This is a genomic window from Mesorhizobium sp. P3_A9, from assembly GCF_056402975.1.
This window is the reverse complement of record NZ_JBFUGJ010000028.1, coordinates 12313-36455: the sequence shown is the minus strand read 5'-3', so window position 1 is coordinate 36455 and position 24143 is coordinate 12313. Positions and strand designations below refer to the sequence as shown.

The following is a 24143-nucleotide window of genomic DNA, read 5'->3' as shown; positions in this document are numbered from 1 at the left end:
CAAACAGCCCCTGCGCCCACGTCACCGGCTACCGCCGGCGACGTGGGCGAGATCGAGCTTCCCATGTCGGCGGAAGCGCCGAAGCCCAAACCGGCAAATGCGCCGAAGCCCGGCCCTTCAAAGGTCTCGAAGTCTGCATCGCGGAACCAATCGAGCCTTCCGGGTGTTCGCAGGCTGTTCTCGCAAGGCTCTATCAGCGATGCACTGGCCACGACCGCGATGGACGGAGTGCCTCGTGGACAGCGTGCTGCCATGCTTTGCGCCAACGCGTTGCAGCAGCAGTTGCTGGATGCCTCTTATTTTCCCAAATGGGTGCCATCTATTCCGCTGAAGGCGGGCAATATTGTTGACGGCTCGGATACCGCTTTCAGCACGACAACCGCATGGTACCATCTGAGCTTCCGGTGCGAGGTCGATACCAATGCGACGAGGGTCTTGTCATTCGACTTCCGTGTCGGCGGTGAGATGCCACGCAGCGAATGGCCGCGGCCCCTCTAGTCTGCCAGTCTACGCCGGCACGCCGAGTCCGGCCAGTTGCCGGCTAACTTCTTGCCAGTCGGCGCAGACGAAATCGGCGCCAGCCGCTGTCAGTCGCATAGCATGCTCGGCATAGGTATGGCCGCCGCCGGTGTAGCCGATCGCCGTCATGCCGGCGGCAACCGCGCCCTGGATGCCGAAGGGCGAATCTTCGATGACGATGCAATCGGCCGGGTTGGCGCCCATTTTGGCGGCGGCGAACAGGAAGATGTCGGGCGCCGGCTTGCCGTTCTTGACCATCGAGGAGCTGTAGATTGCCTCGCCGAAGACATGCGCCAGCCCGGTGACGGCAAGGCTGTGGTTGATACGCTCGACCGAGGATGACGAGGCGACGCAGCGGTCGCCCTGAAGTGTTTCCAGAAACGCGGCGATTCCCGGTGTCGGCTTCAATTCCTCGGTGAACAGAATCTTGGTCTCGGCCCAGATGTCACCGTCGGCCGCGGCGGGAAACTGGTGGCCGGTCAATTCCCTGATCCTGACGATGATGTCGGACTGCTTCATGCCGACGCACTGGGCGATGATGCCGCCGTGAACGCCGGGCATGCCGTGCTTTTCATAGACGCGCTCATAGGCCCTGGCGGCCAGCGGCTCGCTGTCGACGAGAACGCCGTCGCAATCGAAGATGATAGGCCTTGGTAGCGCCACGCGCTTCTCCTCAAGTCACATTTCGCACATCGCTATCGGCAAAAAGTCAAATGTTCAATAGTGCGATCTCTTGAGCGCGTTTTGGGGATGAAACGGTGGGCGATCAAAGCTGGCGCAGCGCATCGCTTGCGCGGGCGGATCCGAGCGCCCTTTGCATGGCTTGCCGGGACTGTGCGCGATCCGGCGTGATCCAGTTCGGTTCGGCGCCGAGGAAGCGATCGAGGAAAGCCACCGCATAGGCCGGCATCTCGGTGACATTCTCGCGATAGGACCACCAGGTGCGCAGGTCGTCGGCGCATTTGTCGATGCTGGGCGCCGTGCCGAACTCCTGCTCGTGGACCGCCGAAATCACCGAGACGCAGTAGTTGGTGTAGAGGAAGCCTTCCGGCCAGAAGCGGATGATTTCCAGCGTGCCGGCATTCTGATCCGTCTCGATGAGCTCTGCGAGACCGGAGATTTCCCTGGCTGGCGCCTGCTTGATCAGTTCGCGCAGCACCAGGCCGGCGGCAAAGACTATGAAGTCGGCGCGGTCGACCGCGGCGAAGCGCTTCTGCGCCTCCATGATCTCGACCCAGTCGAGAAAAGCCCTTGTCAGCTTTGCCTCGTCGATGTCGAAGCGTACGCCGAATGTGTCCGAGACCACCTTGGCGCTGCCGCGGAAGGTGGCGCGGAACCAGCGCAGCTGCCGTAACCGGTGGCGCAGGTCGGGCATTAGGGCCAATTCATCCCTGAAGGGCAGTTCCATTGCATGCATCCCGTTTGACGACAGGCTAGCACAGCCGTGCCGCCGCTGAAATCGGCGACGGTCCTGTGGATGGCGTGGCAGAGGCCAATATCATACATATTGACATTCGCGGAAACAAATGTTCTCACTTTGCTGTTGTCGCGCGCCGGTCCAAGGTGGGCTTCAACTGAGGCTTCGGGAGGAGAACCGAATGGCGATTTGGCAGTGGGGACTGCTTCTGCTGGTTATTGTGTGGGCGCTGCAGTCGCTCGGCGTCTGGCTGCAGATGCGGCACTATTCGGATGTCTTCCGGGGCGTCACCGACCAGTACAAGGACGGCTTCGTCGGAGCCGGCAATTTTCGCGGCCGATTGGCCAAGGGCACCATCGCGCTCGTCGTGGTGACGCCTGACCTGATCGTGCGCCGCCTGATGGTGATGAGCGGCCGCTCCGTCTTCACCAAGTTCAAAAGACATGAAGAATTCGAGGGTGTTCCCCTCGATCGACTCCGGTCCAACCCTGCGATCATGGGGGAGGGGGAACCCGGTGTGGCCGAGGCCGTGAAGCGAGCGATCGAACAGATCGACAAAACACGGTCGGAGCCGGGGAAGAAGCCGGGTCTATCCGGTTTGAACGTAGCAAGGGCCTAGAGGACGCCGCGCACCGACTGGGATAACCGGCGGGCGGCATAAGGAGGAGAAATGTCTGTATTTTCGTTGTTGGCGCAGCATGCCGACATGGCCGTGCACAATCTGCATGTCGCAGGTACCATGGTCTCGGATGCTGCTTTGCATGGCAAGCTCGCCGTCGAGCATGCTTCCGATCATCTCGTTGTCCTTGCGCAAGCAGACAGCGGACCGATCACCGTCGACCAGTTCAAGGAAAAGCTGAAGGACGTCCAGCAGGAAGAGCAGCTCGGCTGGCTGACCGCCATCGGCAAATACTTCATCGGTATCTTCCAGAAGGGCGGCGAAGTGTTCGCCGGCTTCGTCACCGGTATCATTCCAACGCTGGTGGTGCTGATGACCGCCTTCTACGCCGTCACCGAACTGGTCGGCGAAGAGCGCGTGCACGGTCTGGCGCGCGGCGCTGGCCGTATTGCTTTGACCCGCTATACGCTGCTGCCGCTGCTGGCGGTGTTCTTCCTCACCAACCCGATGGCCTACACGTTCGGATCGTTCCTGGAAGAAAAGCACAAGCCGGCCTTCTATGACGCGGCCGTGTCCTACGTGCATCCGCCGCTCGGCCTGTTCCCGCACATCAATCCCGGCGAGTATTTCGTCTGGGGCGGCATTCTCGTGGCTTTGCTCGAGCTTGAGAAGAAGGGCGTTGTCGTCGCCGGTTACCACGTCAAGGTGGCGATCTGGTACGCCATTGTCGGCCTCGTCGTCATCCTGCTCAAGGGCATGCTGACCGAGCGTATCACCATGATCATGGCACGCCGCCAGGGCGTCGAGCTGTAAGGGCGGGGAGGACATCATGGCCAAGACATACAAAGCCGTACGCATCACCCGGGGTAAAACCGGTTGGGGTGGTCCGCTCGTCATCGAGCCAACCGCGCAGCGCGACAAGGTCGTCTCCGTCACTGGCGGCGGCATCCATCCGGTCGCCCAACTTATCGCCGACATGACCGGCGCCACGGCCGTCGACGGCTTCAGGGCGCCGCCGGTCGAAGGCGAGATGGCGGTCGTCGTCGTCGATTGCGGCGGCACCGCACGCTGCGGCGTCTATCCGCGCAAACGCATCCCGACCGTCAATCTGACGCCGGTCGGACAGTCTGGGCCGCTCGCCCAGTTCATCACCGAGGATATCTACGTTTCGGGCGTGAAGCCGGCCGACGTCACAATGGCTGACGGGTCCGAAGCGGTCACCACTGCGGGGGGAGCAGCAGCGATGAGTTCGAGCAATAACAATGCGACGCCGACGGCGCTGCCCAGCGAGGGCGGTCTTATCGGCTTCATCAGCACGATCGGCCGCGTCATGGGTCGGGTGGTCGGCATCTTCTTCAATGCCGGCCGCCGCACGATCGACCAGGTGGTACGCAACGTGCTGCCGTTCATGGCCTTCGTGACCATGCTCATCGGCCTGATCCTGTATACCGGCATCGGTGACGTGCTCGCCCAGCCGATGGGTCCGCTGGCCAACAACATCGTCGGCCTGCTGATCATCTCGGCTATCTGCGGCCTGCCGTTCCTGTCACCCATCCTCGGGCCAGGCGCTGTCATCGCGCAGGTCATCGGCGTCGCCATCATCGGCCCGCAGATCGCCAACGGCACGATTTCGCCGGCGATGGCACTACCGGCGCTGTTTGCCTACAATACCCAGGTGGGCTGCGACTTCGTCCCCGTCGGCCTGGCGCTCGGTGAAGCCAAGCCGAAGACGATCGAGATCGGTGTTCCGGCGGTGCTCATCAGCCGCCAGATCATGGGGCCGGTCTCGGTGCTGATCGCCTGGGTCGTCAGCCTGATCGTGTTCTAAAAGCAATTCCAGGAAAAGTGTAAGCGGTTTTCCGTCCGGAATTGCGTCAAAGTAGGAAAATGAGGTTCGCCATATGACGGTTCTGTTGAGAACACGGGTCACTGCCATCGGGCCCGAAGTGGCGGATCTTGCCGAAGGGGGCGTGGTCATCCTGTTTGCGGATGGCTCGCCGCCGGAGCTTGCCGAGGTCTCGGTGCTCCACAAGACGGAGCTCGGACCCAGCGACGGCGCGCCTCAAAAGGGCGCGTCGATCACCCTTGGTCCGGTTTCCGCTGTCATAACCGCCGTCGGCTCCAGCGCGTGGAGCAAGGTGCTCGAGATGGGCCACGTCGTCATCTCGTTCAACGGCGCCACCGAGGCCGAGAGGCCGGGCGAGATCTGCGCATCGCAGGTCGATACCCAAGCGCTCGTGGCCGCCCTGAAGACAGACGCGATCATCACCATCGCCGCCTGAAGCATTCGCGCCGCTGCCCATCTGGTTTTGGCGCTTAAAAAAGCAGAGTATTTGCCATGGAACGCTCGACCATCGTCAGAGTGCATGAAGGTTTGCACGCCCGTCCCGCCACGCGGTTCGTCAAGCTCGCCAAGGGCTTCGAATCCGATGTCGAACTGGTCAAGGACGGCAAGGCGGTCAGTGCCAAGAGCTCGGTCAAGCTGATGCTGCTGGCGGTCAAGGAAAACCAGGAAGTCACCGTGCGTGCCAACGGCGCCGACGCCATCGAGGCGATCGAAGCGCTGATCGGCTATCTCGAGAACCCCAAGGCCGGTCTCGACGACGAAGCCGAGCCGCAGAGCCCGGCGAATGACGCTGGACAGGAAGCGCCACCCGCACCAGCGCCGCAATCCGCAAAGACTGCACCCGGCGAAGCAAACGGTTTGCGCGGTGTCGCCGCGAGCGAGGGCGTCGCCATCGGGCCGGCCTTCGCGCATTTCCCGCCTGACATCGCCGGACAGGGCCGCATGCTGCAGGCTGAAGAGATCGCCGGCGAGATCGACAGGTTCCGTGCCGCTGTCGCCGCCGTCCAGACGCGCATGGACCGGGCCTTGGCGCAGGACAACCTGTCGGCCGGCGACAGGGGAATCGTCGCAGCCCTGCGCGATATCGCGGCCGACGACAGCCTGACCGGCGAGGCGGAAAAGGCGATCAACGGCGGCAATGACGCGGTTTCGGCCGTCATCATCGCCGCTTCCACCATCGCCGCCGATTTCAGCGCCGTCGACGATCACTACCTCAATGCGCGGGCGGACGATGTCCATGCCGTCGGGCGGCAGATCTGCCTGGTGCTGCTGGGCCAAGACGACGTCAGCCTCGAAAACATTCCCGAAGGCGCCATCCTCATCGCCGACGATATTGGCGCCTGGGATCTGGCGCGCGCGCCGCTGAAACGCATCGGCGGGGTGATTTGCGGGCATGGCGGCGCCACCTCGCACATCGCCATCATCGCCCGCTCGCACGGCATTCCGGCGGTGCTGGGCCTTGGCGACCAGGTCAACGCCTTGCGCACCGCGCGCGACGTGGCGCTCGACGGCAACACCGGCCATGTGATCATCGACCCGGATGCGGCGACGCGCGCCGACTACGCCGGCCGTGTCGAAGCGGCGGCGAAGGAGCGTGCCGGCCTGACCGCCTTCAAGACGGTGACGCCGAAGCGCGCCGACGGCAAGGTGATCGAGGTCGCGGCCAATATCGGCTCGCTGGAGGAAATCGAGGCGGCACAGGAGGCCGGCGCCATGGGCGTCGGCCTGTTCCGCACCGAGCTCCTGTTCATGCGCCACATGCACCTGCCCTCCGAGGACATGCAGGCCGAGACCTATGCGGCGCTGGCCAAGGCCTTCGCGCCCTATTCGGTCATCGTGCGCACGCTCGATATCGGTGGCGACAAGCCGATTGCCGGCATCGAGTTTCCCGACGAGGAGAACCCCTTCCTCGGCTGGCGTGGCATTCGCATGTGCCTCGATCGGCCGGATATCTTCAAGCGCCAGCTAAGGGCGCTGCTCAGGGCCGCCGTGCACGGCAACATCAAGGTGATGCTGCCGATGGTGGCCGATATTTCCGAAGTCACGCGCACCCGCGCACTGGTCGATGAATGCGCCGCCGAACTGAAGGCCGAAGGCGTGCCGCATGCGACGTTCGATCTCGGCGTGATGATCGAAACCCCGGCCGCCGTGCTGATCGCCCCGGCGCTGGCCAAGGAGGTGGCCTTCTTTTCGATCGGCACCAATGATCTGACCCAATACATCATGGCCGCCGATCGGCTCAACCCAACCGTGGCCAAGCTCAACGACGTCACCAATCCGGCGGTCATGATGGCGATCGAACTGACGGCCAAAGCCGGCGTCGCCGCCGGTATCATGGTCGGCATGTGCGGCGAGGCGGCGGGCCGGCCGGATCTGATCCCGGCCTTCATCGAGATGGGCCTGACCGAACTTTCGATGAGTCCGGCCTCGATCCAGCGCGCCAAGAAGACGATCACGGCCATGGCCGCTGGAGATTAGGTTTCCGCAGCCGTTCTCTTTGTTTTGCGCAACCCGGCGTTATGGCAAGTGGGCAAGCAAGGTGGCAAAGACAGGGGTCAATTCCTCGACCGGGCTCGCCTTTCCGCAAGCCTGCACAATGCGGTCGTGACGTATATCGGCAGCCAGGATCGCGATCTCCAGCATGTCCGGCTCCGGCGCACCATCCCTCCCTGTTGTCGCCAGGCCGCAGGCCAGAACGACCGGCGCCAGGCAGCTTATATCGAGCGCCCGGCCGGCGATCGCGGCCGTTTCCGGCGCGGCTTCGCCAAAGCGGACGGGACGCTGGTTGAGCAACTCGACAAGCAGTGCCGCGCAGGTGGCCGCGATTGCTTGCAATCCGGTACCCGGTGCGGTCAACGCGGCCAGCAGATCACCATGGCGCTTGCGCATCGTGGCATGCGCGGCAGCAAAATCAGCCTCATGAATGCGGGCATTATCGATCTTCAGCCCGGCAAGCACTGCCTTGGTCAGGTAGTACATGTCGCGCCGAAACAGGCGTTCGGCGCTCAACTGACGTTCTTCGTCTCCGGCTGGGAAATAGGTGCCAAGGCCTTTCACGGTCGTGCCGTCCACCTTGATCGGGCGCTCATGCGGAACAAAGGATTCGGCGATCGACAGCGCCTCGTCGAAGGCGCTGGCGGCATGGCTGAGCAGGCCTTCGATGCCCTTGCCCGGAAACGGCGGCAGATGGCTGGTGGCTTCGCGCAGGACGCTGGCGTCACCGGTGCCGTCATGGCGGCTTTGGCGGATGATGTCGCGGACTTCCCGCAACCGGTCCTTCAGGTTGACGCGGACGTCTTCGGAGATTTGTCGGAGCATCGCGGATCGCCTCGAAAGTGTCGTGGGGGGCGGCCAGCAGAGGGCCAGCCACCAACTCTACATTGTTCCTATCGATTGGTAGATCAATAGGCGATACTAGACCAGCACGCAGAATCGGCGACAGCGCGCTTGTCCGTCGCCGCGGGGGAGGGATGATTTGGCCAGGCGACGACAAACCGGCGAGGGGCGGGCCGACGAGGGGCGGGCAGGGGTCGACGTGACCGAGCAGGTCGCTAGTGAAAGCCGGACGGACCGCCTCAGGATTCGCGCCGCCTGGATGTATTTCGTCGAGCAGATGACGCAGAACGAGATCGCCGACGTGCTCGGCGTCGGCCGCGTCACCATCGTGCGCATGCTTGCCGACGCCCGGGCGCGCAACGAGGTGAAAATCACCATCGAGAGCGAATTGTCGGAGATCGTGCGGCTGGAGCGCGCGCTGGAGCGGACGTTCGGCCTGCAGCAGGCGCTGGTGGCGCCGCTTTCGGCCCCCAATGCCGATCCGATACCGGCAATCAGCGCCAAGACCGGCAGTTTTCTGTCCGACACGATGAAATCGGGTATGCGCGTCGGCGTCGGCTGGGGCCAGACGCTGTTTTCGAGCCTGCCCTTCATCAGCGCCAAATCGCTCACCGACTTCAAGGTCATTTCGCTGCTTGGCGGTGTCGGCGTCGTGCGGCGCTACAACCCGGCCGAGTTCGCCTGGCGCTTCGCTCAAATCTTCCAGGGCGACGGCTATCTGATCCCGACGCCTGCCGTCGTCGACAGCGTCGAGACCAAGATCGCGCTGGTCGAGCGCTGCGGCCTGCAGGAAGTCTTTGAAATGGCCAACGTGCTCGATGCCGTCCTGCTGAGCGTCGGCGGCATCGCTTCGGCCACCACCTTCTCTCGCGGCGGCTTTCTCAGGGAAGCGGACCGGGAGGCCCTGCTTGCGCGTGGTGCGGTGGGCGACCTTCTGTTCCACTTCTTCGACCGCTATGGCGACCTCGTCGACCATCCCGTCAACAGCCACGTGATGTCGGTGGAGGTCGACCGTCTGCGCGCGGCGCCRATCCGTATCCTCACCTCCGGCGGTGCGGAGAAGACCGAGGCATTGCTCGGCGCCATGAACCTGATCGCGCCGACGATCCTCATCACCGACGAGGAAAGCGCCAGGCGCATGCTCGAGGCGGTCAGCGCAAGCTGAAGGATCCCGTGATGTAATCGGGCCAGGCCTGCTGCTCGTCGAACACGGCGGCAAGATCCGGTGTGTCCGCCAATATTCCGCTCAGCACCAGCGCCGTGGCGACGCCGGCGCCGTTTCCGCCTGCAACATCGTGCTCGACGCTGTCGCCGATGCAGACCGCACTGGCGCGATCCGGCTCGCCTGCCAGCGCCAGGGCTGCGTCGAAGATCGCCGGATAGGGTTTGCCGATGCAGGTGACGCTGCCGCCCAGGCTTTCGTAGAGATCGGCGATCTCGCCGGCGCCGAAGCGAGGTCCGACCGCCGTCAGCATGATCCTGTCGGGATTGGTGCAGAAGCACGGCACCCGCCGCGCCGCCGCCGGCGCGAGCAGCCGGCGATAATGATCGAGGTCGTGGCGATCGCCCTCGCTGGCTGAGATCAGCACCAGTTCGGCGTCTTCCCCGGCCTCCGTCAGCACGAAGGGCAGGCCTTCGATCGCCGTGCGGTCGTTGTCGCGACTGATCAGCAGGCATTTCGTGCCCGAACGCAGCTCTCCCGATGCCGCCATGTCATCAAAGGACCGCCATGCCACCTCGCCGGAGGAGACAAAATGGTCCCAGCTGCCAGCGGCGAAGCCGAGCTTCAGCAGACGGTCCTCGTTGGGCCTGGCGCGCTTGCCGGAGTTGGAGATCAGCACCACCGTCTTGCCGGCGCGCTTCAGCGCCGACAATGCTTCCACCGCGCCGGGATAAGGAGCCTGGCCGTCATGCAGCACGCCGAACTGGTCGAGCAGGAAGACCTGGTAGCGCTCAGCCAGCGGTCCGATGCCGTCCAGGCGTTCGATGGTTTTCGCACTCATAGCAGTCCCGCCTTGCTTGCACCCTTCAGCGCCAGCCCCGCTGTGCCGGCCGCCGCCTCATCGGACAGCGTGGGCAGGAAATCGACGCCGAGCTTGCGACGCCGGATATCAGTCCAGGCCAGGTTTGCTGCGCCGCCGCCGACGCTCCTGACCGAGGTCAGCGCCGGCGCGCCGAGTTCGGCAAGCCTTCGGTAACCAAGTGCTTCGATCGCGGCCATGCCTTCGAACATCGCCTTGAGATAGTCGGCATCGTCAGCCGGCCGTGGCGCAAGACGTGGAGGCAGGGCGGGATCGGCTATGGGGAACCGCTCGCCCGCCGTGCCGAGTGGATAATAGTCGAGGCCGGTCTCGGTAGTAGGGTCGATCCTGGCACTGAGTTCGATGATGCGTGCCAGCGGAAAATACTGCGCCAGCACCTTGCCGCCGGAATTCGACGCGCCGCCCGCCAGCCAGGCATCGCCGAGGCGATGGCTGTAGATGCCGAAGCGCGGCGCCGAGATCGGCCGGTCGGAGAGGATCTTGATGGTGAGCGAGGATCCCAGCGCCGTGACGCCGTCGCCGGCTGATGTGGCGCCCGTCGCCAGGAACGAGGCGCAGCCATCCGTAGTGCCGGCGACCACGACCACATCACGCGGCAGGCCGAACAGCTCCCCGGCGGCCTTGGTGAGCGTGCCGGTGACGTCGCCCGGCTCGACGACATCAGGCAGCAAGTCCATGCGCATGCCGGTGGCCGCGATCCAGTCCGGCCAGCGGCGCGCCTCGACGTCGTAGCCTGTCTTCAGGGCATTGTTCTCGTCGCTGATGTCGAAGCGGCCAGAGAGATTTCCAGCGATCCAGTCGGCCTGGTGCAGCACGGCGGCGATGCCGGACAGATGCTGGAACCGCAGCGCCTTGGCGAGGCCTGAAGTGGCGCCATGCGCGGCGCTCGCTTCCGGCGCTTCGCGGGTGATGGCGGCCAGGACATCGGCGTTGGCGACCTTGTCGTTGTACATCATCGGCTCTGCCAGGGGCCGCCCGGCATCGTCGACCGGCAGCAGCGTACCGGACGTGCCGTCGACGGCGATGGCGCGGACCGCTGTGCGGTCGATGCCGGAAAGCAGTTCCGTCAGAGCCGTCTGGACCGCTTGCCACCATGCCGATGGGGCGCGGGGATTCTGGCCGAATCTGTCGAGGCGGACGGCGGACTGGCCGGCAATCGAAAAATCCGGGCGCATGGCGACGGCGCGCGCGCCCGACGTGCCGATGTCGATGCCGATGACAAGGGGCATCATCTCTTCAATCCTTTGCTAGCCGCCGGCGGCATTCAGCTTTTGGCGATACTGCTCGGCGTCCCAATTGACCAGTTCATCATTCTCGGCGGCGGTGAGATAGTTCAATCGTGCCGCGACATCGACACGTGCCGTCACGTCGGCGAGGCAGCGTTGCATGGCGTCGGCGCCGGCGCTGGCATCGCCGCGCATCAGCACGCCGGCGCCGGGAAACAGGATCGCCATCGGCGCCGCGCCGAACCGCGCGGCAACACCGGCCGCATCYTCGCCTGGCCTCGCCACGACCGAGCCCCGGCCGAGGAAGATGACATGGTCGGGATAGAGGCTGCCGGCCTCAGCCATGCGGCGGCTTTGCGGATCGAGCGCGACCGCATGCGCTTCGAGATCCGCCGGCAGTCGGTAGACGCCGTCGCCGGCAAGCGTCGTCAGGGCCACGATGTCGGGCGCGGCGGTCGCGCGCGGTGGCCGCGCCAGCAGCGACCTGACGCGGCGGAGCAGGAGGTCCGCGGCGGTGACGGTTTCGGCGGCAACGACCAACCCGTGATTGCCGAGGATCAGCACGTCGACACCAGGCCGCAGCTTTTCGGCAATGCCACGGGCGAGCGGCAGGCCTGGCCGGAAATAGGGTACGTAGGCCCATTCGATCCCGGCGAGCCGCCTGGCGACCTCGGCCTCGCCATCGGCCTGCACGGCAAGCGAAATCGTGTCGACGCAATGGACATGCAGCACCACGCGTTGCGGCATCAAGGCGTGCACCGTGGTTTCGATCGACGGGCGCAGGCCGCGTGGATTGAGTTCATCGATGGCAAAGGCCTGCGGCGTGTCAGCGGCCGGATCGCGCGCGTCGACCGCCTTGAGCAGCGGCGCCATCGCCACCGGCACCATGATGTCGTGGGTGAGCGCATCCTTCAGCCAGGTGCCGGACGCCTTGATCCACAGCGTGTCTTCAGCCTTGAGCGAGGTGTTGCCCCCCGCCGCCTGGGTCATATGCGGGTTCAGCCCAATGCCAGCCGAAAGCGCCCGCAAGGCAGCCAGTTCCTGTGCATCAGCTTGGGTTGCCATGACGCCTTTCCTTACACGGTTGCACGAAATCCCGTCGCCGTGCCGCTATCGGCGCTGATATCGCAGATGCGAGCGACTTACGTCAATAGTGATCTACTATCATCAAAACTGGCTTGCAATCTGACTGATGTTGAGTAAGTTGCACCAATTGCCATGGAAAAGGGCATTGGGAGGAAAGAATTGAGCGACTCCGGCCGCCAGCGTCAGATCGTCGAGCTGCTGCGGGATCGACCGTTCGCCTCGGTGCGCGAGCTGCAGGAGCGGCTAGGCGTTTCGGCGGCGACGGTCCGGCGCGATATCGACCGGATCGACGAAGCCGGTGAAGCACGAAAGGTCTATGGCGGCATCTCGGCGCTCGACGGCGCTTCGCAGGGCGTTGCCTATGCCCGGCCCTATGACGAAAACCGCGATCTCGCAGTAGAGGCCAAGCGGCAGATCGCGGCCATCGCGGCGACCATGGTGCGCGACGGCGACGCTGTCATCGTCCATGGCGGTTCAACCTGCTTCCATCTCGGCGTCAAGCTCGCCGAGCGCAGCATCCGGCTCTACACCAATTCAATGCCGCTCGCGGCCTATCTCAGCGATCATGGCCATTGCAGCCTGACCGTCGCCGGCGGCGACCTGCATCGCGAACCCGGCATCATCCATTCGCTCACCCAGCCGACGCCCTTCTACGCCTCGAAATTCTTTCTCGGTGCGCAAGGCCTCAACCAGGAAGGGCTGCTGGAATCGCACCCGCTGCTGGTGCGCTCCATCGTCGACCTCAGCCTGTGCGCCGACCAGATCGTGGTGCTGGCCGACAGCCGCAAACTGTCGATCCACGCGCGTAACGTCGCGCTACCGCTGTCGCGGATCGGCACGCTGATCACCGACGACGGTCTTTCGGATGCCGATGCGCGCATGCTGGAGGATGCCGGCGTCATGGTGCGGATCGCGGCCACCTCGGGAGCCGTCCCGTGAAAGTGGCGGTGCTCGATTTCGGCAAGACCAATTCGAAGCTGTTCGTCTTCGGCCAGGACGGACGCATCCTCGCCGAGCGCCGCACCCAGCCGAAATGGGCGCACCAAAACGGCTTCAGCGTGCTCGACGAGGCCGCGCTGCATGATTGGGCGCTCGGTGCCGTAACCGATACGGCTGAAAACCATGGCGTGGAAGGGCTGATGGTCTCGGGCCATGGCTGCACCTTTGCCCTCGTGGACGACGCGGCGCTGACGCATCCGATCCTCGACTACGAGCAGGAGCCGCCGGCCGAAATCGCTGCCCGAATCGATCGCCATATCCCGGATTTCGCCGAAACCTTCTCGCCGCGCCTGCCGCTCGGTTTCAACTATGGCCGTCACATGCTGTGGCTGCAGGAGGTCGATCCCGACGCGTTCGCGGCAGCGAAATCGATCCTCGGCTATCCCCAGTACTGGAGCTGGCGCCTCGGCGGCAGGCCAGTTTCGGAAGTCTCCTATCTCGGCTGCCATTCGCATCTATGGGCGCCCCGCAGCCAAGACTTTTCCTCGCTGGTCGATGCCGAGGGGTGGCGTGGCCAGATGCCGGCCTTCGCGCGCGCCGGCACCGTCATCGGCGAGCGGCATCTCGGCGGTGCGGCGCGGCCGATCGCCATCCACAATGGCGTTCACGACTCGAATGCGGCGCTCTATGCCTATCGCCGGCAAGAGCTTGGCCCGCTGACCGTGGTGTCGACCGGCACCTGGGTCATCGTGCTCAATCCCGACTGCCCTCTCGATGCGCTCGACCGTGACCGTGACATGCTGGTCAATGTCGATGTCGACGGTGGCCCGGTGCCGACCATCCGTTTCATGGGCGGGCGCGAATTCGCCGCCATCAGCGGCGGCTGGCAAGGTGCGATCCCGCATGGCTCGATCCAGCAGGCAATCGACGCCGGCATCATGGCGCTGCCGAGTTTTGCGCCCGGCGGGCCGATATCAGGCCATCGTGGCGAAATCATCGGTGGTACGCCCAGCAACGAGCAACGCGCGGCGGTGGCGCTGCTTTACGTGACCCTGATGGTCGATCTCTGCCTCGACCTGATCCATTCGCAAGACACCGTCATCGTCGATGGCGGGCTGAACACTGGCGGCCTGCTGGCCGGGCTGCTGGCGCAACTGCGCCCCGGGCAGGGCTTTCTGCAGGGCGCCTCGCTCGAAGGCAGCGCCACGGRGGCGGCAGCGCTCGCCTTCGAAAGCGTAGGGCGCGACTTCGCCGCCGAGGCGCCGGAGCCGGTGCATGCGACGCGCTTCACCGGCCTCGCCGGTTATCGCAACGCCTGGCGCGATCGCGTTGGCGGGCACGGCGCCGCCGTCAAAACGGCGGGAGGCGCGCGATGATCGCGACGGCCAAGACCGAGACGGCGCGCCGGCCGGTGCTGGAGATGCGCCACATCTCCAAGACGTTTGGCGCGGTCCGCGCCTTGCACGATGTTTCGCTTACCGTCCATGCCGGCGAGCTGCACGCGCTGATGGGCGAAAACGGCGCCGGCAAATCGACGCTGATGAAGGTGCTGTCGGGCGCCTATCGTCCGGATGCCGGCGGCGAGATCCTGATCGATGGTGTGCCCGCCGCGACCGGCGATCCGGTCAAGGCGCGCGCCGCCGGCATTGCTGTCATCTACCAGGAGCTGTCGCTGGCGCCCAATCTGACCGTGGCGCAGAACATCTTCCTCGGCAACGAGCCGCGGCGCTTCGGCATCGTCGATCGGGACCAGTGCAGCCGGCGCGCCAACGAAATCATTGCACGGCTCGGCGTGTCCTTCTCGGCGCGCGCCCTGGTCTCGAGCCTGTCGCTCGGCGAGCGCCAACTGGTCGAGATCGCCCGCGCCCTGTCGACCAATGCGCGCATTATCGTCATGGACGAGCCGACCACGTCGCTGACCTCGCGCGAGACCGACCGGCTGTTCGAGGTGATCGCGACGCTGAAAGCCCAAGGCATCGCCATCATCTACATCAGTCATCGCATGGAAGAGGTCTACCAGCTCGCCGATCGTGTCAGCGTGCTGCGCGACAGCGGCTATGTCGGCACGCTGGAGCGCGCCGACCTCAATGCCTCGCGGCTGGTGTCGATGATGGTCGGCCGCGATCTCTCCGCCTTCTACAAGAAGGACCATCGCGCGCCGGACGAGAAGCGCGCCGTCGCGCTCTCGGTGCGCGGCATGTCCGACGGCCGCCTGCTGAAGAACTGTTCGTTCGACCTGCACAAGGGCGAGGTGCTGGCGCTGGCGGGTCTCGTCGGCTCCGGCCGCACCGAGCTCGCCCGGCTGATCTTCGGCGCCGACAGGCGGACATCAGGCACGCTGGAACTTGACGGCAAGCCTGTAACCATCGGCTCGCCGCGCGAGGCGCTCGATGCCGGCATCGCCTATCTCACCGAGGATCGCAAGGAACTCGGGCTGTTCCTCGACATGTCTATTTCCGACAACATCAGCATGGGCGTGCTGGCCAGGGACGCGCGGGCCGGCGGGTTCCGCGACTTCAGCGCCGCCGACAGGCGCGCGGCAAAAGCCATCGCGGACCTGTCGATCCGCACCCGTTCGGCGCAGGCCAATGCCGGCTCGCTGTCGGGCGGCAACCAGCAGAAGGTGCTGCTCGCCCGACTGCTTGAGACCGAGCCGAAGGTCGTCATCCTCGATGAACCGACCCGCGGCGTCGATGTCGGCGCCAAGTCGGAAATCTACCGGCTGATCGACAATCTCGCCAACAGCGGCATCGCCATCCTGATGATCTCCAGCGAACTGCCCGAGGTGATCGGCGTCGCCGACCGAGTGCTGGTGATGCGCGACGGCACTATCGCGGGCGAGGTGACGGCATCCGAAGGCACGCCACTCAGTCAGGAGAAGATCATGGAACTGGCAACGGGAGCAGCTCAGCAATGACCGAAAAGGCGACCGGGATCAGCGTTGGCGACCAGGCCACCGGCGCGAGCCGGCGGTTGCGAACCACTTTCGCCGCGCTTGGCATGTTGCCTGTCCTGATCCTGCTGGCGGCCGGCTTCCAGTTCATGAACCCGCGCTTCCTGACCGAGACCAATCTGCTGATCGTCACGCAGCAATCGTCGATCAACATCGTGCTGGCGGCCGGCATGACCTTCGTCATCCTGACCGGCGGCATCGACCTGTCCGTCGGCTCCATCCTCGCCGCCGCGGCGATGGTGGCGGTGATGGTATCATTGGTGCCGGACTGGGGCCTGCTCGGCGTGCCGGCGGCCATCCTGGCCGGTCTCGGCTTCGGCCTCATCAACGGGCTGCTCGTCGCCTATATCAGGCTGCCGCCCTTCATCGTCACGCTGGGTTCACTGACAGCCGTGCGCGGCATTGCCCGCCTGCTCGGGCAGGACACGACCGTGTTCAACTCGGACCTGCCGTTCGACTTCATCGGCAATGGCTCGCTGCTTGGCATCCCCTGGCTGGTCATCATCGCGCTGGCGGTGGTGGTGCTGTCCTGGGTAGTGCTCAAGCGCACCGTGCTCGGTACCTGGATCTACGCCGTCGGCGGCAATGCCGAGGCGGCGCGGCTGACCGGCATCAAGGTGCCGCTGGTGCTGCTCTTCGTCTACGGCGTGTCCGGCCTGCTCGCCGGTCTCGGCGGCGCCATGTCGGCGGCAAGGCTCTATGCCGCCAACGGCCTGCAGCTCGGCCAGTCCTACGAGCTCGACGCCATCGCTGCCGTCATCCTCGGCGGCACCAGCTTCGTCGGCGGCGTCGGCTCGATCTGGGGCACGCTGATCGGCGGCCTGATCATCGCGGTGCTCTCCAACGGGCTCATCTTGGCCGGTGTCTCGGACATCTGGCAGTACATCATCAAGGGATTGGTCATCATCGTGGCGGTCGCCCTCGACCGCTACCGGCTCCAGGCTGGAGCAAGAACGTGAGTGACCTGGTCGCCGGCATCAACGACCGGCTTGTGTAACGCACCGCGAGAGGCGCGGGGCATCAGGAGGAAGTAAGCGTAATGAAGATCATCACCAAATTACTCTGCGGCGCCGCACTCGCGGCCGTCGCCATCGCGCCGGCATCGGCCAAGGACCTCAACAAGGTCGGCATCTCGGTCGGCCTGCTCGGTAACCCCTTCTTCGTCGCCACCATCAAGGGCATCGAGGACGCGGCCAAGAAGATCAATCCGAATGTCGAGGTGACGTCGGTGTCGGCCGACTACGACCTCAACAAGCAGGTTTCGCAGGTTGATTCCTTCATTGCCGCCGGCGTCGACGTGATCATGCTCAACGCCGTCGATGCCAAGGCGATCGCGCCGGCGGTGAAGAAGGCGCAGGCTGCCGGCATCATCGTTGCCGCGTTCGACGTTTCGGCGCCGGGCGCCGACGTCACCGTGATGACCAACAACGTCAAGGCCGGCGAGGAGGCCTGCCAGTACCTGGTCGACCACACCGGCGGCAAGGGCGACTATGTCATCCTCAACGGCCCGGCATCGTCGTCGATCCTGGAGCGGGTCAAGGGCTGCAAGAACGTGCTTGCACAGCACCCCGACATCAAGATCCTGTCCGACGACCAGAACGCCGAAGGCTCGCGCGACGGCGGCCTGAAAGTGTTCCAGTCGCTGCTCACCCGCTTCGACAAGATCGACGCGGTGTTCGCCATCAACGATCCGACGGCGATCGGCGCCCAGCTTGCCGCCAAGCAGCTCAATCGCTCGGAGTTCATCTTCACTGCAGTCGACGGCGCGCCAGATATCGAAAAGGAACTCTCTTCCGGCAAGTCGATGATCAAGGCCTCGGCCTCGCAGGACCCTTACGTAATGGCTGGCCAGTCGCTGACGATGGCGGCCGATCTGCTGGCCGGCAAGAAGCCGGCGGAACCGATCGTGCTGCTCGATCCCAAGCTGATCACCGCCGAGAACCTGAAGGACTACARGGGCTGGACCGCGGCCCGCTGATCACTCCAACAAGCGTGGCCGGGTTGACCCGGCCACGCCCCCCTCATCCACAAACCGGAGACGATCATGTCGCGCATCGGGATCCATTCTTTCGTCTGGTCGGCAAGCTCGGCGCAAAGCGAGCTCGAACGCACGCTGGCCAACACCAGGGAGGCCGGCTTCGACCTGATCGAATTCTCCTATCTCGACCCGGCTAATGTCGACATTGGCGGGCTTGCCAAGCGCATCGCCGATCTCGGCCTCGGCGTGGCCATCAGCATCGGACTGCCTGCTGATGGCGACATATCGAGCGCCGAGAAGGCGATTGCCGCGCGCGGCGTCGAAATCCTCAACCAGACCATCGCGCTGACGCGCGACCTTGGCGGCAGCAAGGTCGCCGGCATTCTGTCGACCAGCCATGGCCTGCAGGTCGAGGCGCCGACGCGCGATCAATGGAACCGCAGCGCCGCAGCGCTGGCAAAGGTTGCCGAGACGGCGAAAGCGGCCGGCGTCACGCTCAATCTCGAGATCGTCAACCGCTTCGAGAGCAATCTGCTCAACACTGCCTCGCAAGGCCTCGCCTTCATCGAGGACACCGGTTCGGACAACATCTTCCTGCATCTCGACACGTTCCACATGAACATCGAGGAGGCCGATGTCGGGCTGGCCATCGGCCACGCCGCAGGCAAGATCGGCTATGTCCATATCGGCGAGAGCCATCGCGGCTTCCTCGGCACCGGCAACATCGACTTCGCAGCGATATTCGATGCGCTGACCGCGGTCGGCTATGCCGATGATCTCAGCTTCGAATCCTTCTCGTCGGAGATCGTTGACGAGAACCTGTCGAAGAAGACCGCCATCTGGCGCAATCTGTGGACCGACAATATGGCGCTCGCCAAGCACGCGCGCGCCTTCATCGGCCTGGGGCTGGAGACGGCGCGACGCAAGGCGGAACTGGTCTCGGCCCGGCACAAGCCGTAGGGCGTTCGCGGGCGGCAGGACTTCCCAGGCTGCGCTGCCAGGGCGCGTAAACGCCGCTGGTTCTGGTGATGCATGCATTGCTCCCGTCATGTGCATGGGCTATCCGACCTCTGCGACACATGAAGTAGAAGGAGCCAGGCATGACGAACAAGACGATCCTCAAATTCGGCCCCGTCGAACACGCGGAAGCCGGCGACCTGCCTGGCTGGATCGTGGTCGAGGGCCACCCGACCATGCAAACCGCCGTCCAGCACACGACCGCGGACGGCAAGGTCATCTCTGGCACCTGGCGCGCGTCGCCCGGCACCTATCACGCGACCTACACCGACTATGAATTCGTGCACATGATCGCCGGCCGCATCATCATCACCCCCGATGGCGGCACACCTGTCGAAGTCGGCCCCGGCGATGCGTTCGTGGTGGAAGCCGATTTCAAGGGCACCTGGAAGATCATCGAGCCGGTGACCAAGCATTTCGTTGTCAAGGTTGGCTGAGGCGGCCCGTTGGACCGCGGATGGCCGGCGCCCATGGCGGGTCCTCGGCGCGGATGTATCCCTGCCACATCTTCGAGCATGAGCAGCTCGGTATGATGGGCACTGTCGACGTGCAGGTATAGTTGGGCGTGGTGGCGCTCTATGGCGCGTTGTTCGTCAGCGCGTTCCTCGCCGCAACTGTCCTGCCGGTCTCGTCGGAGGCGGTGCTCGCCGGGCTGATCGTCTCGGGCCGTGATGATCCAGCGCTGCTCCTTGCCGTTGCCACGATCGGCAATTCGCTCGGCTCCGTGGTAAACTGGGTTCTGGGGCGCGGCATCGGCTCGCTCCAGAACAGGCGCTGGTTCCCCGTCACTCCCGATCGCTTTGAGCAGGCAAGCCGGATATTCCGGCGCTTTGGCGAATGGACACTGCTGTTTGCCTGGTTGCCGGTAGTCGGAGATGCTTTCACCATCGCCGCGGGTGCCGCACGCGTGAACCTTGGCGTGTTCGTCACTCTCGTCGCAATAGGCAAGGCTGCACGCTATGCGGTGATTGTTGCGGGAGGATTGTGGGCTGCGGGGTGATCAGCTGCACATCGTCTATTCCTTGGGAGGCCGTGTTCGACCGACCGAAGCCCATGCTTTGCATGACACGATCGCGCAACAGCACGAAATGAACCAGGGCAGCCAGCACGTGAACACCGATAAGTCCAAGCATTATCCAGACCAGCTTGGCATGGACGAACGCGAAGCCCCTTGCCGACAGCGCACCGACGGATGGTGCCAACGGTACAGGCAGGGTTCCGAAAAGCCGTGCGGGTGGCATGAAAGGCATTGGCCGGTAGCCTAGAGCCTTTCATATTTTGACGGAAGCGTATCCGGCGTTTTTGAAGTAGTTCTTGCATTCTGCTGCCTCGATGGTTTCGACGAGGTGGCCGATGTTACGCCAAGTGTCCTCGACGGTTCGCTTCTGAGCTTGGCGCATCCAGTGTTTGATCTTCGCAAAGGCCTGCTCGATCGGATTGAGGTCCGGAGAGTAGGGCGGCAGGTACCAAAGCCTGGCGCCGGCAGCCTTGATCATCTGCCTGATGGCGGCCGACTTATGACTTCCAAGATTATCCATGACGACGATGTCGCCAGGCTTCAGAACGGCGATGAGCTGCTGCTCGACATAAGCGCGGAAGCATTGGCCGTTGATCGGTCCGTCGAAGACGCAAGGAGCCGCGAGCCGATCCCAGCGCAGAGCGCCGAGGAAGGTCAGCGTGCGCCAATGGCCGTGCGGAGCCAGGCCGCGCAGCCGCTTGCCCTTCGGCCCCCAGCCTCGCAGCGGAGCCATGTTGGTCTTGATCCAGGTCTCATCGATGAAGACCAGGCATTGCGGATCGAGACCGGTCTGCCAGGATCGCCATCGTTGACGCCTGCGGGCAACATCGGCGCGAGCCTGCTCAAGAGCGAACAGCGTTTTTTTTGAAGCTCAGCCCCTCGCGGCGCAAGAACAGCCAGACCGTATTGTGCGAGACCTTGATCCCGCGCGCATCCAACTCGTCCTTCAGCCGATGCAGCGTCAGTTCAGAGGTCTGATTGATCCGCTCCACGATATAAAGGCCCGATGCGGCTCAAGAACCCGCTTGCGGTGCCCGCCCATCTTGCCTGGCGCCACCGAGCCGGTGGCACGGTAACGCTGCGACCACTTCACAGCCGAGGAGACTGCAACACCAAAGCGCGACGCCACAACACGGCAGCTCTCGCCGGCGCCAACTGCTTCAACAACACGCTCACGAAGATCGTTTGAAAGGGCTCGCGTCATCTGATGCTGGCCTCCGTCCAGTCACCATCTTGAATCACAAACCCACCGATTTGGGAATCTTACGATTCTCCCAAAATAGGAACTGCTCTAGCCACCCTGTTATCAAGATCGCGAGGATCGTGACGTAGAGAAATATGTGGAAGAAAGCCGTCGCAAATCGCACGAACCGTGAGGTTGGCCTGGCAGGGGCCCGGGTGGAGATGCGCCAGCAAAGCCTGAGGACGATGATGGCCAGGATGGTCACGCCGATCGACATGTGAATCGGCAGCCAGTTCATCATCGTCATCCCCGGCCCTCTCATCGGCCCGAAGGCAATGGCGAGTTGCGCCGCGAGCGCGATCACGGTCAGCCAATGCAGCAGACGAATGCCGAAATGCCAATGCGGGCCAGATTTCCCGCTCACCTCCGCGGCCCGACGGTAGTCAACGGTGCGCATGAGGGCGTGATGTCTTCGTCCTCTTCAACGAATCTGATTTCGCAGAAAGGTATAGTACTTCTTCGCCAAGCTCTTGAAAACGTGGTGGTCCCGACAGGAATCCAACAGTCCGACTTTATAGAGTTTTCAAATACTCGATCAGCGCGGAACGTTCTCGGTTGGGCAGTTGGCGGCCAAGTACACCAGGTGGCGGTGAACGAGTCGGCATGCCTTCGAAGGAATGGCCGAGATTGGAGTTGCCCCGTTGCCGCGCGTCGAACCGGGTCAATCCAGCCTCACATTCAACGGCCGTCAGTTTGGTGGCGACAGGGACAGGCAGTCCGACTCTTTCCGGGTCGAATTCGACCGGACCAACACAGAAGGCCTGTGGCCGGTCGGCCTGTGGCCTGAGCAAATCGTCAAGGGTTGGAACCGAGCCATTGTGCAGATAGGGCGCCGTCGCCCAAACGCCGTCGAGCGGCCGGGCGCGATAGTGGGGCGTGGCAAGATAGGTGACGCTGGTCGAGTCGCTTGCCGGTTGCGCCTTCTCGCCGGCCGGCTGCACAGGTTTATCCTTGTCGCTGACCGGGATCGTAGGTTTATCCTTGTCACTGACCGGCTGCATGCGCTTGAAGACCTTCGGATTCGGACAGTTCGGCCGTTCGCTGTGAGTGGCAGCGACTTCTTCCTGCGACATCGCGCTGCCGTCGGCGCGCCTGGGGTTCTCGGCCCACTGCTTCTCGGTCCTGCTGACCGCCGCCATCAGATTGACGACATAGGATTTGTTCAAAGCCGCATTGGGCTCCAAAGGGCAGTGGTCGAAAACCTCCGCTTTGAGATCCAAGCCAAGATATTTCGGTACGTTCACCTGCCGCTCGGCGAGCACGCGGCCCTGTTCGGGATCGGTGCCCATATCAGCGACCGGCTTTTGCACCAAGTTGAACAGCCACTCGCCACCGATCGAAATCCAGTTCGGGTGGCTGTCGGTCTGGTCACTGTTTATTTTCTTCCAGAACGAGTCGGGGTCGTCAGCCGAAATCCCGGGGTCGCGCAACGGTGCGCGATGGCATTCGAAGCAGAATTGGCGATATAGCTTACGGCCTTCGGCCACTGCGTCGGGGTGGGTACGCCATTTTTCGTCGTCTCCGGGATCCCAACCCTTCATCGCTTCGAGCTTTTTCGCCGCATCGTCCCACCGGGGCGCTGCCAGCGGCTCCGGGGGGCCATCGAAGCTGGTTGGCATCCCATCCATGTGTTCGCCGCCTTGCGTCATGCTCTTGTCCATGTGCTTGCGGCCCTGCAGCATGCTCTCGATCCTCGCTATCTCGGCGACATGGACCGTAGACGCAAACAGCGGCAGTTTTGGATTGGCCATATTGATCTTGGCGTTGACACCCATAGCTTCGCCGATGTTGCGGATGTTGGGATTGAGGATCGAGGCGTCGTACTGCGCCCAGGAAAAATTGGGGACATCCCAGATCGGCGGGAAGCTGACCGGCGCGGTATGGGCGGAAAAGTTGGCGTCCATGGCGGCCTGCGACAGGCCGCCTTCATACTCCTTTACAGCTGGCTCTTCCGGTTTCAGCGGGTTGACGAGGTTGTCGTGGAACACCTGGTTGCCGATGCGGTTGAGCGCGTCGAGGCGGCCGAAGCCTTCCTCGGTATGAACCATATGCTGACGGGCAAGAATATTCCGTTCGGCGGTCACCTTGCCGAAGACCTCGTTGTCGCAGATCCTTTTGATCTCCTCCCCGACATCTTTTCTTGCCCGATAGTCCCGGGGATCGGGCGCGGAATCGGCGCGCAGAACAGCATCGATGAAGCGGTCTTTGCGCCAGGGTGCTTTGGCGGTGTAGCAGATCGACAGACCTATGATCCGCTCCAGGTTCTGCAGGTCGATCATCGCCTGCGCCCCATCGATACGCAGCTCGAATCCCTTGTAGGAGATGTGGCCGGTGTGACATGCCGCGCAGGTGAGCCCCAGACCGTCTGCGAATTCTTTCCCGGTTATTGGATCGGTGCCGCTCTTGAGCACCGCAAAGCCGACCGGAAGGGTGCCATAACCGTCAGGCTCGTCGCTGCCCGCTTTTGGATCGCAATCGCGCGGCGCCATGAAGCCGAGCCGGGACAGGTAGTCAGGGTCGCTGGTCAGACCGCGGCGTACGAAGAGGTCGAACGGGCTGATTTCCGGGCGCTCGAGCTTCTGGAACCAGGCGTAGGATACCGGGAACGTCGCGGTGCCCTGAGAGACGTTGTGGAACCAGGCCCGGTCCTCGGCCGACCAGTTCTGGTCGAGCCAGGCGCAACCTTTCTGCGGCCGCTCGGCCACAAGCGGCGGCGGGAGCAGCGCCGAAGCGAACTCCACGATCCTGCCCCTGAAGGCCAGGAAGGATCGGGCACGGTCCGGCGCATAACTCAGGACCAGAATCGCTACGGCGACGGCCACGATAGCGATCAGTCCCAGTTTGAGGACGCCTCGTCCGAGCTTTTGCAATACCGACCGGAGTTTCATCGTCGTCTCCCGAGCG

General features: G+C 63.9%; 23 protein-coding genes and 1 pseudogene. 15 read left to right on the top strand and 9 right to left on the bottom strand.

The annotated features are described in order from the left end of the window. On the top strand, window positions 1–498 hold a 498-nt coding region (locus AC1DX0_RS07445; RefSeq protein WP_477354878.1), incomplete at its 5' end, for a DUF930 domain-containing protein. A gap of 9 nt (window positions 499–507) precedes the next feature. Here the strand turns inward: AC1DX0_RS07445 and AC1DX0_RS07440 are convergent. After that, window positions 508–1182 carry an HAD family hydrolase gene (locus tag AC1DX0_RS07440; protein ID WP_477223283.1) on the bottom strand — a complete coding sequence of 225 codons (675 nt, stop codon included), beginning with the start codon at window positions 1180–1182 and terminating at the stop codon, window positions 508–510. A gap of 103 nt (window positions 1183–1285) precedes the next feature. After that, entirely contained in the window at window positions 1286–1927 is a 642-nt protein-coding gene (locus AC1DX0_RS07435) for a hypothetical protein (RefSeq protein ID WP_477223284.1), read from the bottom strand. 190 nt (window positions 1928–2117) lie between these two features. On the opposite strand from AC1DX0_RS07435, the gene AC1DX0_RS07430 reads away from it, so the two are divergent. From AC1DX0_RS07430 to ptsP, 5 genes are all read left to right on the top strand, one after another. Continuing rightward, the gene (locus AC1DX0_RS07430) at window positions 2118–2555 is read left to right on the top strand and encodes a transcriptional regulator GutM (protein WP_127415454.1); all 438 of its coding nucleotides are present in this window, start codon (window positions 2118–2120) and stop codon (window positions 2553–2555) included. Window positions 2556–2606: 51 nt separating this feature from the next. Beyond that, window positions 2607–3368, top strand: coding sequence for a PTS glucitol/sorbitol transporter subunit IIC (srlA, locus tag AC1DX0_RS07425; protein WP_477223285.1), 762 nt, complete (start codon window positions 2607–2609; stop codon window positions 3366–3368). 16 nt (window positions 3369–3384) lie between these two features. Then, window positions 3385–4383, top strand: coding sequence for a PTS glucitol/sorbitol transporter subunit IIB (srlE, locus tag AC1DX0_RS07420; RefSeq protein ID WP_477223286.1), 999 nt, complete (start codon window positions 3385–3387; stop codon window positions 4381–4383). A gap of 73 nt (window positions 4384–4456) precedes the next feature. Continuing rightward, on the top strand, window positions 4457–4837 hold the full coding sequence (locus AC1DX0_RS07415; protein WP_477223287.1) for a PTS glucitol/sorbitol transporter subunit IIA: 381 nt from the start codon (window positions 4457–4459) through the stop codon (window positions 4835–4837). Between the two features lie 56 nt (window positions 4838–4893). Beyond that, entirely contained in the window at window positions 4894–6879 is a 1986-nt protein-coding gene (gene ptsP / locus AC1DX0_RS07410) for a phosphoenolpyruvate--protein phosphotransferase (protein WP_477223288.1), read from the top strand. Window positions 6880–6918: 39 nt separating this feature from the next. Here the strand turns inward: ptsP and AC1DX0_RS07405 are convergent, their stop codons facing one another. Beyond that, window positions 6919–7719 (bottom strand): hypothetical protein, encoded by an 801-nt coding sequence (locus tag AC1DX0_RS07405; protein WP_477223289.1) that lies wholly within the window; start codon window positions 7717–7719, stop codon window positions 6919–6921. Window positions 7720–7876: 157 nt separating this feature from the next. Between AC1DX0_RS07405 and AC1DX0_RS07400 the strand changes: the two genes are divergently transcribed. Beyond that, window positions 7877–8902: a sugar-binding transcriptional regulator gene (locus AC1DX0_RS07400; RefSeq protein ID WP_477223290.1), complete on the top strand. Its 1026-nt coding sequence runs from the start codon at window positions 7877–7879 to the stop codon at window positions 8900–8902. Here the strand turns inward: AC1DX0_RS07400 and AC1DX0_RS07395 are convergent. The 3 genes from AC1DX0_RS07395 to AC1DX0_RS07385 are packed head-to-tail and all read right to left on the bottom strand — an operon-like array spanning window position 8889 to window position 12070. Then, window positions 8889–9740, bottom strand: coding sequence for a TIGR01459 family HAD-type hydrolase (locus AC1DX0_RS07395; protein WP_477223291.1), 852 nt, complete (start codon window positions 9738–9740; stop codon window positions 8889–8891). The genes AC1DX0_RS07400 and AC1DX0_RS07395 overlap by 14 nt on opposite strands. Beyond that, window positions 9737–11011: an FGGY-family carbohydrate kinase gene (locus AC1DX0_RS07390; protein ID WP_477223292.1), complete on the bottom strand. Its 1275-nt coding sequence runs from the start codon at window positions 11009–11011 to the stop codon at window positions 9737–9739. Before AC1DX0_RS07390 ends, AC1DX0_RS07395 begins: the two co-directional genes overlap by 4 nt. 15 nt (window positions 11012–11026) lie before the next feature. Continuing rightward, a complete protein-coding gene (locus tag AC1DX0_RS07385) occupies window positions 11027–12070 on the bottom strand; it encodes a class II aldolase/adducin family protein (RefSeq protein WP_477223293.1) in 1044 nt (347 codons plus the stop codon). Window positions 12071–12250: 180 nt separating this feature from the next. Between AC1DX0_RS07385 and AC1DX0_RS07380 the strand changes: the two genes are divergently transcribed. The 8 genes from AC1DX0_RS07380 to AC1DX0_RS07345 all read left to right on the top strand — a co-directional run bounded on the left by AC1DX0_RS07380 (window position 12251) and on the right by AC1DX0_RS07345 (window position 19978). Then, complete coding sequence (locus tag AC1DX0_RS07380) at window positions 12251–13030, top strand: DeoR/GlpR family DNA-binding transcription regulator (RefSeq protein ID WP_477223294.1); 780 nt, start codon at window positions 12251–12253, stop codon at window positions 13028–13030. Then, the gene (locus tag AC1DX0_RS07375; protein ID WP_477354875.1) at window positions 13027–14406 is read left to right on the top strand and encodes an FGGY-family carbohydrate kinase; all 1380 of its coding nucleotides are present in this window, start codon (window positions 13027–13029) and stop codon (window positions 14404–14406) included. The genes AC1DX0_RS07380 and AC1DX0_RS07375 overlap by 4 nt, the downstream gene beginning before the upstream one ends. Beyond that, on the top strand, window positions 14403–15947 hold the full coding sequence (locus AC1DX0_RS07370) for a sugar ABC transporter ATP-binding protein (protein ID WP_477223296.1): 1545 nt from the start codon (window positions 14403–14405) through the stop codon (window positions 15945–15947). Before AC1DX0_RS07375 ends, AC1DX0_RS07370 begins: the two co-directional genes overlap by 4 nt. Next, complete coding sequence (locus AC1DX0_RS07365; protein WP_477223297.1) at window positions 15944–16942, top strand: ABC transporter permease subunit; 999 nt, start codon at window positions 15944–15946, stop codon at window positions 16940–16942. Before AC1DX0_RS07370 ends, AC1DX0_RS07365 begins: the two co-directional genes overlap by 4 nt. Window positions 16943–17022: 80 nt before the next feature. Beyond that, complete coding sequence (locus AC1DX0_RS07360) at window positions 17023–17961, top strand: ABC transporter substrate-binding protein (RefSeq protein ID WP_477354872.1); 939 nt, start codon at window positions 17023–17025, stop codon at window positions 17959–17961. A 66-nt stretch (window positions 17962–18027) separates the two neighbouring features. Continuing rightward, the gene (locus AC1DX0_RS07355) at window positions 18028–18921 is read left to right on the top strand and encodes a sugar phosphate isomerase/epimerase family protein (RefSeq protein WP_477223299.1); all 894 of its coding nucleotides are present in this window, start codon (window positions 18028–18030) and stop codon (window positions 18919–18921) included. Window positions 18922–19061: 140 nt separating this feature from the next. Further along, window positions 19062–19415 carry a cupin domain-containing protein gene (locus AC1DX0_RS07350; protein ID WP_477223300.1) on the top strand — a complete coding sequence of 118 codons (354 nt, stop codon included), beginning with the start codon at window positions 19062–19064 and terminating at the stop codon, window positions 19413–19415. A gap of 128 nt (window positions 19416–19543) precedes the next feature. Continuing rightward, window positions 19544–19978 carry a YqaA family protein gene (locus AC1DX0_RS07345; RefSeq protein WP_477223389.1) on the top strand — a complete coding sequence of 145 codons (435 nt, stop codon included), beginning with the start codon at window positions 19544–19546 and terminating at the stop codon, window positions 19976–19978. Between the two features lie 271 nt (window positions 19979–20249). Here the strand turns inward: AC1DX0_RS07345 and AC1DX0_RS07340 are convergent. The 3 genes and pseudogenes from AC1DX0_RS07340 to AC1DX0_RS07330 form a co-directional block, all read right to left on the bottom strand. After that, window positions 20250–21221: pseudogene (locus tag AC1DX0_RS07340) on the bottom strand (IS630 family transposase). A 13-nt stretch (window positions 21222–21234) separates the two neighbouring features. Then, a complete protein-coding gene (locus AC1DX0_RS07335; RefSeq protein WP_477223301.1) occupies window positions 21235–21636 on the bottom strand; it encodes a cytochrome b in 402 nt (133 codons plus the stop codon). 115 nt (window positions 21637–21751) lie between these two features. After that, entirely contained in the window at window positions 21752–24127 is a 2376-nt protein-coding gene (locus AC1DX0_RS07330) for a di-heme-cytochrome C peroxidase (protein ID WP_477223302.1), read from the bottom strand. Between the last annotated feature and the right edge of the window lie 16 nt (window positions 24128–24143).